Genomic DNA, 13,080 nt, shown 5'->3' on the forward strand with positions numbered 1-13,080 from the left:
CGAAAGAGGCTTTTTGACGCATTGATTCCTCAATCAGAACAAATGGTTGGACCACTCAAGTACAATAAATCGCCCTGATTCTGAAGAAATCGGCGAGAGCCCTTAAAAACGATTGGAAAAGTGTGATACAACAAACAGAATTTTATAAAGGAAACCTGTCATGACCCAGTTGCAACAGACCATCGAAGCGGCCTTCGAGCGCCGTGACTCCATCACCCCCGGCTCCGTCGATGCCGCCACCAAGGCCGCCATTCTGGAAGCCATCGACCTGCTGGACTCCGGCAAAGCCCGGGTTGCCGAGAAGATTGCCGGCGAGTGGGTCGTCCACCAGTGGCTGAAGAAGGCCGTGCTGCTCTCCTTCCGCATCAACGACAACGGCATCATCAAGGGCGACGATGCCCAGTACTACGACAAGGTTCCCCTGAAGTTCTCCAACTACACCGAAGAGCAGTTCAAGGCTGCCGGTGTACGCGTCGTGCCGCCCGCGACTGCGCGCAAAGGCTCCTTCATCGCCCCGAACACAGTGCTGATGCCCTCCTACGTCAACATCGGCGCCTTCGTCGATGAAGGCACCATGGTCGACACCTGGGCCACCGTGGGCTCCTGCGCCCAGATCGGCAAGAACGTGCACCTCTCCGGCGGCGTCGGCATCGGCGGCGTACTGGAGCCACTGCAGGCCAACCCGACCATCATCGAAGACAACTGCTTCATCGGTGCCCGTTCCGAAGTGGTGGAAGGGGTGATCGTCGAGGAAGGCTCCGTCATCTCCATGGGGGTCTTCATCGGCCAGTCCACCCGCATCTATGACCGCGAAACCGGCGAAATCCACTACGGCCGCGTCCCGGCCGGCTCCGTGGTCGTTTCAGGCTCCCTGCCCTCCAAGTGCGGCAAGTACAGCCTCTACGCCGCCGTCATCGTCAAGAAGGTGGATGCCAAGACCCGCGCCAAGGTCGGCATCAACGCCCTGCTGCGCTCCATCGACGAGTAATCCACGCCGATGTCATCAAGGGCACCTCTCTGGTGCCCTTTTTCATGCCCGCTCTCATGGGCGGGCGCCAACTCCCCTGCCCCACCATCACTGCCCCCCATGAGACGATACCGCTTATGGCAGGGCTGACAAGGCGTTCACCCCTCCCCCTTGGCTCGTTGATTAAAAAAGACCTTTTTGACACCAATTTGAATTTGGCGCGCCTGTCACAGGCAAGGCGTCCGGACTCGGGTAAGATAGAGGGGTCAGGATCGTTTCAAACCAAGGAAGCCCGATGTACGAGAATCTCAAGAGCCTGGGGATCCAGGAACCCACCTCGGTGGACAGCTACACCCTGCGCCAGGAAGCCAACCACGACATCCTCAAGATCTATTTCAAGAAGCAGAAGGGTGAATTCTTCGCCAAAAGCGTCAAATTCAAATACCCTCGCCAGCGCAAGACCATGCTGGTCGACTCGGGGACCCATGAGTACAAGGATGTCACCGAGATCAACGCCAACCTCAAATACGTGGTGGATGAGCTGGACAATCTGACCCAGGGCGGCCAGCCTTCCGCCGATCCGGACATCAAGCAGAAGATACTGCGCGACTTGCGTCATCTGGAAAAGGTGGTGCAGAACAAGATCAGCGAGATAGAACGGGATCTCGAAAAGCTTTAAGCCGGTCTGATGCAGCAAAGGCGCCCAGGGGCGCCTTTTTCATTGGATAACACCATGCTGGCGCCGTCAGGAAAGTCCCCGCACATGTCCCGCCACCAAATGCAACCCAGCAAAAAGGGAGGCTTGCGCCTCCCTTTTCGGAACTCGGATATCGGAGCGACAATCAGTTGCTCTTCATCCAGATGTCCATTTCAGTTTTCAGGTTGTCGGACTTGGTGCCGAAGATAGCTTGTACACCGGAACCAGCCACCACCACACCGGCGGCACCCAGCTTCTTCAGACCAGCCTGGTCAACCTTGGCCACATCCTTCACACCGACACGCAGACGGGTGATGCAGGCGTCCAGAGAGGCGATGTTCTCTTTGCCACCGAAGGCGGAGACCAGTGCAGCAGACATCTCGTCCTTGCTTTGACTGGCAGAGGACTCTTGAGCGGCTTCGTCTTCACGACCCGGAGTTTTCAGGTTCATGGCACGGATGACCACGGTGAAGACCACGTAGTAGATGACCGCGTAGACCAGACCCAGACCCACCAGCAGCAGCATATTGTCGGCACGTGGGGATTGCACCACGAAGTCGATGAAGCCGTTGGAGAAGGTGTGACCGTGAACGACACCCAGCATGTTGGTCAGGACATAGGCCAGACCGGCCAGCAGGGCGTGGATGGCGTAGAGTACCGGGGCCACGAACAGGAAGGAGAATTCGATAGGCTCGGTGATACCGGTCAGGAAGGAGGTCAGGGCAGCAGAAGCCATGATACCTACGATCTTGGCGCGGTTTTCCGGCTTGGCGGAGTGCGCAATGGCAAACGCGGCAGCAGGCAGACCGAACATCTTGAACAGGTAGCCACCCGCCAGTTGACCGAAGCCGTTACCGGCAGCACGGGAAGCGTCATCAGCAGTCAGGAAGCAGGTCATGATGCCGTGTACGGTTTCACCGGCGGCGTTGACGCAGGTACCAGCCTGATAGAAGAACGGCACGTTCCAGATGTGGTGCAGACCGAACGGGATCAGGGAGCGCTCAACCACGCCGTAGATACCGAAGGCCAGGACCGGGTTCTGGTTGGCAGCCCAGTCGGAGAAGGCACCGATGGCACCACCAATCGGCGGCCAGATGAAGGAGAGCACGACACCCAGACCGATGGAAACAAAACCGGTGATGATGGGCACGGCGCGCTTGCCAGCGAAGAAGCCGAGGTACTCTGGCAGCTGGATCTTGTAGAAGCGGTTGAACGCCCAGGCAGCCACGCCACCGGCGAGGATACCACCCAGCACACCGGTATCGATCTTCTCGACACCCATCACAGGCGCCATCACAGTCAGGGTGGCGGTCATGATGCCGTAGCCGACGATGGCGGACAGGCCGGAAACACCGTCGTTATTGGTGAAGCCAAGGGCGACGCCCACGGCGAACAGCAGAGCCATCTGGCCGAATACGGAACCACCGGCCTGCTCCATCAGTTGGGAGACGATTTCCGGCAACCAGCTGAAGTGGGCAGCACCCACCCCCAGCAGAATACCTGCAACGGGCAAGACCGATACGGGCAGCATCAGCGCCTTACCGACCTTTTGCAGATTAGAGAAAGCATTTTTTAACATGTGTGCGCTCCTGAATGGATTTTTTTCCGACAACGACTCAGGGCAGTTTATTGATGACGATGTGCTTCATCCGTCACTGCGCCAAGTGCGTTTTCCGGGTTGCTTATTTTGACCAGCAGAATATAACCCAGCGGGGGTGGAAATGCCTCTGTCGGAAACAAGGGAATAATAAATTTGGAGGAGAGATCACAAGATAATAAATAAGCAGAGAGGGGACTGTCTTGAATATTATTTCGTATTGTTATAGCTTCGCCGCAAAAAGAAATAAACCACTTCAAAATAAATCACAAAGAAACCAAATAATACTTAACGATACCCACTGTAACTGAATGTAACTTATTGCGGATTTATATTATCCAGTCTACCGATTAAAAAGGCCTCCAACAAGGGAGGCCTCCAATAAATATCGATTTTAATAAACCGAGATATTTAGTTCTTCTGTGAACGTTTAACTGCATCAATAAAGACCGATTTCGCCTTGGTTGAACCGGCACGCTCGGCTTCATTCACGAGTTGCATCGCCTTGTCGATGTCACCGGCCTTCACCGCTTTCTCGATCTGGGCGTTGTAGAAGCTCTCGGTCTCGCTCAGCATGGCGGGAGCCGGTTTGCTCGGCGCTGCGGCAACGGCTGCCGTGGTGGCCGCCGTCGCAGCCACCGCAGTGGTAGCAGGCTTGGCCTGGCTCATCGCCACCTTGTCGGCGTATTCAGGCTTGAACACAGCTTCCAGGCCTTGTCCCTTGGCCATGTCCGTGACCTTTATCTGTACCAGACCCCAGGGCGAATGGGGGATCACGGGGTCCTTGATATCCGGCTCGACCGTGCCGTTGGCACGGGCAAAGGCCTTCGCGGGGTGCAAGATGGTGGTGCTGCCCGCCGTCTCGTTGGCCGGCGCATAGACCACCATATAGGTTTCAGTGGCGGGATTGCCCGGCATGCTGCGGTCCACGAACACACGCCCCTCAATCCTGTCGTTGTCGAGCAGGTGGGCAGGTTGATAGGCAAAGACCGACTCACCCAGCACGCGAGTCACCTTGAACTGGGCATCCAGCATGATCACCTTGGGAACCAGGACCGTCTTGCTGACCTGGGAGGCCAGGGTGATGGCCAGATTGCCGGTATTGGCCGGCAGACGATAGGCGGCAAAATAGCTCATGCCCTCGTCAAACTGATAACTGGGCTGCTTGCCGTCGATGGCCAGCAGCGTCTCGCCTTCCGGCAGGGAGACATAATTGAATTCGTTGAACCCTGTGCAACAACTGGTTGCCTGGGAGAGCGCCTGCTTGGCCTGATCGGCATTACTCAGAATGGAGGCGTGCTCCTGCACGGGCACCACCATGCTACCGGAACAACCGGCCAGCAGCGCGGTAACCATGGCCGCGATAGACATCTTTACCAGTTTCATTCTTCTTATCTCCATAACCCGGTTGCCACATCATGCGAAACAAAACTGCCCCCATAAGGGGGCAGTGACTAACTTAACTGAAGATATTGCTTACCACCAGGCTTCTGCTTGTACGCCAACCTGATAGGTGTCTTTGGAGGTGTTGCCTTCAAAGGCATTCTGGTCTTCGGTGTTCTTCAGATAGGTGGCGAACACGCGGATTTCCGGACGGGCCCAGAAGCTGGAGCCGGCAGACCAGGCCTGAGCCAGGGTCAGCTTGTAAGCGCCATCTTTGTCGGTGGTACCGGAAGTGGACTTGTTCTTGTCCTGGAAGTAGCCGCCTTCGAAGATGGTCTTGTTGAAGTCATCCCACTTGTACATCGGGCGAGCGACGACAGACATGGTTTCGTACTTGTCGTTGCCGTTCCACATCTCGTTGCCTACACCGTAGACCAGCTGGTGACCCATCTCCCAGGAGTTGCCCATCGGGATGACGCCCCAGTTGATGATACGGTAGCCATCGGCACCGGCTTTGGCTTCGGCACCGTACCAGGAGCCGTCACCGTAGAAGGCCATGGTCTTGGAGTAGCCTTCGGTACCGTACTGCAGCACGGTCTTGTTGAAGCCACCGAAGATGCCTTGGGTCAGTTCGGCGGTCAGCATGACGCCGTTCTTCATGTTGTCGTTCTTCAGATCTTTCTGGGCGTCGGTCTCATTGACCAGGGCATACATGGCGCCCACTTCCAGAGAGCCGTCCTGCCACAGCGGGATGCCGGCATAACGCACGTCCAGGGTGTTGACGTTCAGATCTTCGTTCTTCTGGTAAACCGGATCACCGTTGCCATCTACACCGGTCTGGGTGTACTGACCGAAGACATCACCCGCGCTGCGGTCGTTGCGGACCCAGGCCAGGGAGAGCTTGCCAGGACCAGCCTGGATGCCTTCGATACCGGCACCGGCACCGGAGATGTTCCAGTAGTAGAAGTCAGAGATGTGGATGTCGTGACGTTGGTAGTAACGCTTACCGGCCCACAGAGTGGCTTCCGGCGCGAAGCCCAGCAGCCCCTTGGCTTGCACGTTGAACTGACGCAGGGCGAAGTCGGAGTCGCCGTTGCACTGCTTGGCATCGAAGTTACAGACGGTGCCGGTACCTTCCCAGTCGTTGGAGCCGTTGGACGCCATGGCGAACATGGAGTCTACGTAGAAAGTCTTGCCATCTTTGTTGAAGACTTCCTGACCCAGCTGGACTTCGCCGTAGGTATCATTTTCGTTACCCAGACGACCAACCTTGTTGACGTTGTATTTGACCATGTCCCCGTCACCGGAAACACCGACACCTGAACGGAAGTAGCCGTGGAAATCAACGGCGAAGGCGGCTTGAGAAGCCAGGGCTGCGGTTACTGCTGCAGCGATCGGGAGCCACTTTGCTTTCATTTTCATTTTCCTTATTCCCGCTGAGAGGAGTGTGATCCTGATATTCAAGTTCTTATCACCGGAAAAACGTTTTGGTGATAACCGGGGTCGATTATAGGTACCCAAATTCCCTGCAAACATGAGCTGATTCACAAAACGATGACAAATCGCACGCCACCGGCAGCTACAGCAACAAAAGTTCAATAAATTTTCATTTTTTGGCACCAACCACCCAAAGCAAGCACAAAAAAGAAAAACAATAACCAAAGAAAGCGCTCTCAAACATTAATTTGCGACGAGAGTTAAGTGATAAATCCATGTCGCAGTAGCAAAAACATGACTGAAATCGCTTTCAATGCGGAACTTTTAATTTTTCAATTTGTCGTGGGTGATGATGAATATGGCCAACCGGTTATCATCATTGGCGAGAAAAATAACTAGACGAAAGAGAGGATATATTTGGGGGCTGAGGCGTGACGCCCCAAAAATAAAACACCCCCGTCAGCACACTCACGGAGGTGAATTTATTCTCGGGGAGAAGGGTCTGGCTACAGTCTATTTTCCCAGGTTTTCAACCAGGCCAGCGCTGCCACTTCAGGCTCATCTTCTACCGTCGCATCGATTTCCAGGTGCACAACCAGTGGCTCGGCAGCCAGCTCCTGCAACAGGGCATCCAGCGTTCGCCCCGCTCCGCAGAAGTGTTCATAGCTGCTGTCTCCCATGGCGATGAGGGCATAGCGCCATCCCTTCATATAAGGAGCACGATCGGCCAGGGCACTGGCAAAGGGCTGCAAATTGGGCGGTATATCCCCCTGCCCCGTGGTGGCGGTCACGATGAGCAGAAAGCGGGAGGCATCGATGTCGGTCAGCGCCGCGTCATCGAAGATCTGGCAGACATGGCCATTGGCTTGCAGGTGGTCACAGAGGGTCTCGGCCACCAGCATGGCAGAGCCGTAGACGGTGCCGACCAGGATATCGATCTCGGCCATCAGCGACTCCTCAGGGACAAACAATGGGCCCGGCAAGACCGGGATGGGTAGGAAGAGCCCCCCTGAACGGGCGGGGGGCACGCGATTGCGCAGGCGATATCTCGTTGAGCCATAAGTCATTCCTCTGACGAACCTGGGCTACAGCATGCCACAGCCCGGTCAGAGGCAACAGATGGAAAGAGGCTCAGGCGCCGTAGTCTTGCTCGCTGGCAGGCCAGCCCAGACGGGCGAACAGACCCAGCACCTCGGGGCCCAGGGGCGCCTGGATCCGCATCGGCACCTTGAGCACCGGATGCTCGAAGCTCAGACGGTGCGCGATCAACAGCAGGCGGTCGCACCCGTAGTGCTCGCGAAAGAAGCGGTTGTGCCGACCATCCCCGTGGGTGGTATCACCGACGATGGGGTGGAACAGGTGATCCAGATGGCGGCGCAGCTGGTGCTTGCGCCCCGTCTTGGGAAAGAGGCGGACCAGGCTGTAGCGACTGGTGGGATGCTTCTTGGAGACGGCGAAGGGCAGCTCGACCTGATGCAGACGACGAAACGCGGTCACCGCCTCCTGGGCGGGGCGATCCGGGTCGCTGAAGGCATCGGCAATCTTGTCCAGCTGCTCCTTGAGCGGATAGTCGATGAGCCCCTCTTCGGGGGCCCATCCCCGCACCAGTGCCAGGTACTCCTTGTGGACCTGACGGGCAGCAAAGGCCTCGGTCAGGGTACGGGCCACGGCAGGATCGAGAGCAAACAGCAGCACACCCGAAGTGGGCCTGTCCAGTCGGTGCACGGGGTAGACATGACGACCCCCGATCAGATCCCGGGTCATCTGCATGGCGAAACGGGTCTCGGCCTTGTCGAGCCAACTGCGGTGCACCAGGAGACCGGACGGTTTGTTCACCGCCACCAGCCAGTCATCCTGATAGAGCAGAGTCGGCTGCAAGGCATCCGCTGTCCGGGTCTGCTCGTCCATCATTGTTCGACCACTTTGCCGGAGAGCAGCAGATCGAAACGGGCGATCAGACGAAGCAGGGCCTCGACCTCCACCAGCTCCTCTTTATAGACCTCACTCGCCATGGGATAGAGGGAGACGCTGGTCGGCAGCGGAGCCTGCTGCACCACTAGCTGCTCCATGCGCGGGATCAGCACGAACTGCAGCCATTGATCGAAACTCAGGGTATCGACACAGAACGGCAGCTCGCTTGCCAGCGCCTCGCTCCCCGGATGATCGGCTTGCCAGCGTTCCAGACGTTGCAACTCGGCAGTCAGCTCTCCCAGCAGACCGGCAACCAGCAGATATTGATTCATCTCGCTCACTTCCTCATCGCGGGCCCGGTCTGCGACGGGGCCCCACTCAATACGGCCATCAAAAAGGGGCGCTACTATACACCGACCCCGCAATGGCTGCCATGTTGCCGTCACCTTCATACCCTGCATCACCGCCTCTGGCTATCTGGTGCAGCCCCCTTATAATCGCCCGCATTATCTTCAAGCGGGATCTCTTCATGTCTTCCATCAACACCCTGACCGAGTTTCTGACCCAGGCCGATACCCAGTTCCAGCTGTTCGATCTGGGCCGCCAGGTGCGCCCGCTCCCCAGCGACCTCTTCGTGCGCATCGAGCAGCAGCAGGAGCCCTACCCCTGGCCGTTGCAGCAGCACGCCTGGCTCGGCGTGCACTTCTTCCAGCCGACCGAATCCAGGCACTACCTCTGGTTCCTCAAGTTCGCCCTCGATGAACGCGGCCTGCTCATCTCCAGCGGCCCCAAGCATTTCATGGATCAGGTGGTAGAGACTCTGGGCTACAAGCTCACCGGTGAACTGGACGAAGAGAAGGCCCAGCGTCTGGCGGACAACCCCTACACCTTCCGCCCGGCCGAGGCCAAGATGGCCAGTGTGCACGCCAAGCTGGCCCGCCAGCTGGAACAAGCCCCTTCCGCTTACTACGAGGCCCTTTGCCACTATCTGGCGGCGCCGGGGGAAGAGGGGTGGCAGGCCCTGGGACTGCAAGGGTTTGCAGATCTCGCTGAGCGGCTGCAGGTTGAACACAACCTGGCACTGGTCTGCAAGGCCTTGCCCGTGCTGCCGCAGGCCCCCCTTTACGCCCTGTGCCAGAGCCTGGAGAACGCCCCCCTGCCTCCTGCCCTGCAAGGCGCATTGCTGGAGCGCATCGGCAAGGAGCAGGAGTGCGCCGAGCCAGACCCCGAAACCCTGGCCTATCTGTGCCGGGCACTGGCCTCCTGCCCGGGCAACGGACTGCGCACCAACAAGCTGCTGACCCTGCTGCAAACCCGGCCAAGCCCCTCCCTGCTCCTCGCCATCGCTGGCCGCCTCTGGCCCGATCTGAAACACCCCGAACTGCTCGGCCTGTTTCTGGAGCAGCTCGCCCTGCAACCCACCCAGTTCTTCCACCAGGTATTTGCCGAGCTCGTCACGCTACCGGCATTGCGCAATGATATGCTGGCAAAACTGCGTGACCCCGAACGCAGCGAGGCCCTGGGTCTGGCCATCGGTCGCCTGTTCGCTGCCACCTAGGCCCGACACAACGGCCCTGTTGCCTGAGGTGAACAGGGCCCCACACACATCACAGAAGGAACCCGCTGATGGGAGAAATGCTTGGGATCTTGCTGCTCGGCCTCGTTGGCTGGGCCTTCTGGCAACAGCGCCGCCAGGCGGAGTTGGCTTGGCAATACATGCGCCGCTACTGCCAGCACCACGACCTGCAACTGCTGTCGCTGGCGCGGACACACCGTGCCCTGGGGCACAAGCCCCTGCGCCTGCTCACCTACTACCAGTTCGAGTTCTCCAGCGACGGAGAGAGCCATTATCAGGGGCAGCTCTGCATGCAGGGGCTGCATGTCGCCGGTGTCGAACTGCCACCCCATCGTCTCCCCTCCTAGATTTGAGAGCACGGGGGCTGGCTATACTCTTCCACAGCCCCCTTCCAAGGAGTACCGACATGGAATTGCTCACCCATGACATGGCCGCCCTGTTTGCCCAGCTGGGGCTGGCCAGTGACGACATCAGCCAGCAGCGTTTTATCCGCGACCATCCCATCGATCGCCATACCCAGTTGCCCGACGCGCCGTTCTGGACTCCTTCCCAGGCAGGCTTTCTGCGCGATGCCCTCAGCCACGACGCCGACTGGGCGGAAGCCATCGACCAACTGGACGTGATGCTGCGCCAGGGGACCTGATCCCCGCACTCCCGGCGGCCAGCGTTGGGTAGACGCGGAGCCGCCAATCCCCTCCCTCTCGCCACCCACGCCCTTCGCTCCGCTTTCCTGATGGACAGGCTTTGATTAAGCTCTGTGCCACTATCCACCCGCAGCAAGACGGCCGTGCAGGAGCCAAGATGTCAGCCCAAGAGATCATCCAGATAGCCAACGAACTCAGTGCCAGGGGGATCACCCCCTCTACCGCCATGGTCAAGGCCCGCCTCAGCCATCCCGTGCCCATGGCAGAGCTGCTCAAGGTGTTGAGCCAGTGGAAACAACAACCCCAGCCCGCGTCGACAGCGCCCGCCCCCGCCAGTGCCCCCGAGGCATCCCCCTTGGCCACGGAAAGCGTCACTCTTCAGCAACTGAGCGAACAGCTCGCCCGGCTGGAGCAGAAGGTCGATCACCTCACCGACCTGCTGCTCAACCAGAAGCCGGATTGACCCATCGCCATGTATATCCTCGAACTCACCTTTGAGTGCTACCGCGATACCTCCCTCGGGGAGGCCGAACGGGCCATCGTCCACTACCTCGACATGCTGCGCTATCAGGGTCAGATCCTGGGGCGGGAGTTTCCCACCAGCATGCACGAAGGCTATTTCGTCAGCCGGGTGGTCTGCCCGGAGCAGGATAGCCTGCACCCTGACAACCAGAGCGAGCTGGTCACCCTTGCCGAGCAAGGTCTGCACCAGGCGGGCCTGCTCGCCCCCAAACTCCACCTGCAAGGGGCGGATCTGCTCTCGGACAGTACGGACCCGTGCGCAGAGCAGGGAGAGCGCCCCAGCTGGATGCTGCTCTACACCAGCTTCCTGCACAGTTGCTCTCCCCTGCGCTGCGGCGACCACTTCGCTCCCATCCCGCTCTATCGGCTGCCCGCCGTCGCCAACGGTGACCACAAGCAGATCATCAAGTGGCAGGAAGATTGGGAAGCCTGCGATCAGTTGCAGATGAACGGCTCCATCGCCGAACACGCCGCCCTGCACGAAATCGGCGAGGTGGGCAGCCGCCTTCATCGCCGGGGCAGCGATCTCGCCAGACGGCTGGAGGTCCTGAGCGGCATCCCCACCTATTACTATCTCTACCGGGTAGGTGGCCTGAGCGCAACCGAAGAGCGGGCTCGCCCCTGCCCTGGCTGTGGTGGCCCATGGGCGCTGGCAGCCCCCCTGCACGAGATCTTCGACTTCAGGTGCGAGCCTTGCAGGCTGGTCTCCAACCTCTCCTGGGACTTCAAGGAGTAGGTGCCCACCGCGCACAATGGCGCATTAAAAAGATAGGGCCTTACCAGGTGGCAAGGCCCTCTCTTTTGGAGCATCACTGGGGCAAGGTTTCCAGTCGCGCCAGAAAGGCCGGCAACGAGGAGGCCAGCGTCAGGCGCCGCCCGGAGTCCAGCCACTCCAGCCACACCTGGCCGCTCTCGTTATCGAGGGACACCAGCGTCATCTCGTTGCGGGTAGTGGCAATGAAGAGTGAAGGGGATCGCTTCAACTTGCGCAGCATCAGCAGGTGGCCGATGAGGTTCTCCTTGAGCAGATCCAGATCGGCATCGTTCCACGGCAGGATGAGTTCGATGCGCAGCCCCTTGAAAGAGCAGGGCAGAGGGCGGCTGAACCAGTGGCCAAACAGGGCGATGGCGCTGGGATGCAGGGTCAGCTCCAGGGCGTTCGCCATGGCCGTGAAGTCGGCTGCCTGCTCCCGCTGGAACGGACGCCAGGCTACCCGCTCCTCCCTGGGTTCATCCAGCTCGCAAGGAGAGCGCCAGTCGGCCTCCCAGTCGCACAGGGGCAGCCCCCGCCTTCCTTCGCCATCGCGCTGCCAGCGTAAAAAGAACTGCTCCAGGGCAGACAGGACTTGATCCGACATCGATATTCCCCACAATAGCGGCCTCTGATGGCCGCAAGTACCTGATCGAAAAATCGGGCCATTGCACCATCAAACCCCTTATCAGACAAGCGTGAGCAAACCAGCATGAGCAAACAAGAGAGATACGCCGGCGCCAGTGCGCTGCAAGGCCTGAGCCTGGGGCAGCAGTCCGCCTACATCAGCCAGTACACCCCGAGTCTGCTGCAGCCCGTGCCACGCAGCCTGAACCGCGACGATCTTGGCCTGAGAGGTGAACTGCCGTTCCAGGGGTGCGACGTCTGGACCCTGTATGAACTCTCCTGGCTCAATGCCAAAGGCAAGCCCGTGGTTGCCATCGGGGAGGTCTTTGTGCCTGCTACCAGCCCGAATCTCATCGAGTCCAAGTCGTTCAAGCTTTACCTGAACTCCTTCAACCAGACCCGCTGCGACTCCCTGGAGGCAGTGCAAGCGCTGCTGGTTCAGGACCTGAGTGGCTGCGCTGGTGCCCCGGTGAGCGTCACCCTCTTCACCCTCGACCAGGCCCCCCACCAGATAGCCCAGCTGCCCGGTGAGTGCATCGACAGCCTGGATATCGAGGTGGACGGCTACGAGTTTGACGAGACCCTGCTGCAAGGGGCCGCCGGTCGCGAGATCGTGGAGGAGACCCTGCACAGCCACCTGCTCAAGTCCAACTGCCTGGTGACCAGCCAGCCGGACTGGGGATCCGTGGTGATCCATTATCGCGGCCCGCGTCTCGACCGGGAGAAGCTGTTGCGCTACCTCATCTCGTTCCGCCAGCACAACGAGTTCCACGAGCAGTGCATCGAGCGCATCTTTACCGATCTCAAGCACTTCTGCGCCCCGGAGCAACTGACCGTCCATGCCCGTTACACTCGCCGCGGCGGCCTGGACATCAACCCCTTCCGCAGCGACTGGGAGCCGGTTCCGGCGAACCTGCGCCTCATTCGTCAGTAATCACCGGCGCCGCCATCCTGCGGGCTGCGGCCCG

15 protein-coding genes are annotated in these 13,080 nt (G+C 59.3%); 8 read left to right on the forward strand and 7 right to left on the reverse strand.

All coding sequences use genetic code 11. The features are described from left to right. The first annotated feature begins 160 nt into the window (after positions 1–160). Together dapD and BGO64_RS05025 are read left to right on the forward strand one after the other, a co-directional pair. Positions 161–988, forward strand: a complete 828-nt coding sequence (gene dapD, locus BGO64_RS05020; protein WP_010673400.1) for a 2,3,4,5-tetrahydropyridine-2,6-dicarboxylate N-succinyltransferase — start codon at positions 161–163, stop codon at positions 986–988. Between the two features lie 274 nt (positions 989–1,262). Next, positions 1,263–1,646: a DUF3461 family protein gene (locus BGO64_RS05025; RefSeq protein WP_039039426.1), complete on the forward strand. Its 384-nt coding sequence runs from the start codon at positions 1,263–1,265 to the stop codon at positions 1,644–1,646. A 163-nt stretch (positions 1,647–1,809) separates the two neighbouring features. Here the strand turns inward: BGO64_RS05025 and ptsG are convergent, their stop codons facing one another. The 6 genes from ptsG to BGO64_RS05055 all read right to left on the reverse strand — a co-directional run bounded on the left by ptsG (position 1,810) and on the right by BGO64_RS05055 (position 8,324). Beyond that, entirely contained in the window at positions 1,810–3,243 is a 1,434-nt protein-coding gene (gene ptsG, locus BGO64_RS05030) for a PTS glucose transporter subunit IIBC (RefSeq protein WP_045523587.1), read from the reverse strand. A 429-nt stretch (positions 3,244–3,672) separates the two neighbouring features. Further along, a complete protein-coding gene (locus BGO64_RS05035; RefSeq protein WP_042015533.1) occupies positions 3,673–4,647 on the reverse strand; it encodes a MalM family protein in 975 nt (324 codons plus the stop codon). A gap of 90 nt (positions 4,648–4,737) precedes the next feature. Further along, positions 4,738–6,060, reverse strand: a complete 1,323-nt coding sequence (locus BGO64_RS05040; RefSeq protein ID WP_041214686.1) for a maltoporin — start codon at positions 6,058–6,060, stop codon at positions 4,738–4,740. Between the two features lie 527 nt (positions 6,061–6,587). Then, positions 6,588–7,028, reverse strand: a complete 441-nt coding sequence (locus BGO64_RS05045; RefSeq protein ID WP_010673394.1) for a flavodoxin — start codon at positions 7,026–7,028, stop codon at positions 6,588–6,590. Between the two features lie 184 nt (positions 7,029–7,212). Continuing rightward, positions 7,213–7,989, reverse strand: coding sequence for a tRNA pseudouridine(65) synthase TruC (truC, locus tag BGO64_RS05050; RefSeq protein ID WP_324046314.1), 777 nt, complete (start codon positions 7,987–7,989; stop codon positions 7,213–7,215). Further along, entirely contained in the window at positions 7,989–8,324 is a 336-nt protein-coding gene (locus BGO64_RS05055; protein WP_286700275.1) for a YqcC family protein, read from the reverse strand. Before BGO64_RS05055 ends, truC begins: the two co-directional genes overlap by 1 nt. A 197-nt stretch (positions 8,325–8,521) precedes the next feature. Between BGO64_RS05055 and BGO64_RS05060 the strand changes: the two genes are divergently transcribed. The 5 genes from BGO64_RS05060 (at position 8,522) to BGO64_RS05080 (ending at position 11,470) form a co-directional block, all read left to right on the forward strand. Beyond that, positions 8,522–9,550: a DUF3549 family protein gene (locus BGO64_RS05060; protein ID WP_286700276.1), complete on the forward strand. Its 1,029-nt coding sequence runs from the start codon at positions 8,522–8,524 to the stop codon at positions 9,548–9,550. A 68-nt stretch (positions 9,551–9,618) separates the two neighbouring features. Further along, positions 9,619–9,915, forward strand: a complete 297-nt coding sequence (locus BGO64_RS05065; RefSeq protein ID WP_039039421.1) for a DUF3301 domain-containing protein — start codon at positions 9,619–9,621, stop codon at positions 9,913–9,915. Positions 9,916–9,974: 59 nt separating this feature from the next. Next, positions 9,975–10,211, forward strand: coding sequence for a DUF2789 domain-containing protein (locus BGO64_RS05070; RefSeq protein ID WP_039039420.1), 237 nt, complete (start codon positions 9,975–9,977; stop codon positions 10,209–10,211). A 158-nt stretch (positions 10,212–10,369) separates the two neighbouring features. Next, positions 10,370–10,675 carry a DNA-binding protein gene (locus BGO64_RS05075; protein ID WP_201984427.1) on the forward strand — a complete coding sequence of 102 codons (306 nt, stop codon included), beginning with the start codon at positions 10,370–10,372 and terminating at the stop codon, positions 10,673–10,675. Positions 10,676–10,684: 9 nt separating this feature from the next. Then, positions 10,685–11,470, forward strand: a complete 786-nt coding sequence (locus BGO64_RS05080; protein WP_275058761.1) for a Zn-ribbon-containing protein — start codon at positions 10,685–10,687, stop codon at positions 11,468–11,470. A 73-nt stretch (positions 11,471–11,543) separates the two neighbouring features. Here the strand turns inward: BGO64_RS05080 and syd are convergent, their stop codons facing one another. Further along, positions 11,544–12,092 (reverse strand): SecY-interacting protein, encoded by a 549-nt coding sequence (syd, locus tag BGO64_RS05085; RefSeq protein ID WP_286700277.1) that lies wholly within the window; start codon positions 12,090–12,092, stop codon positions 11,544–11,546. Positions 12,093–12,197: 105 nt separating this feature from the next. Between syd and queF the strand changes: the two genes are divergently transcribed. Continuing rightward, positions 12,198–13,046 carry an NADPH-dependent 7-cyano-7-deazaguanine reductase QueF gene (gene queF / locus BGO64_RS05090; protein ID WP_010673385.1) on the forward strand — a complete coding sequence of 283 codons (849 nt, stop codon included), beginning with the start codon at positions 12,198–12,200 and terminating at the stop codon, positions 13,044–13,046. Positions 13,047–13,080 lie beyond the last annotated feature (34 nt).

Source organism: Aeromonas sp. 62-46, assembly GCF_001898585.1.
Taxonomy (GTDB): Bacteria; Pseudomonadota; Gammaproteobacteria; order Enterobacterales; family Aeromonadaceae; genus Aeromonas; species Aeromonas caviae.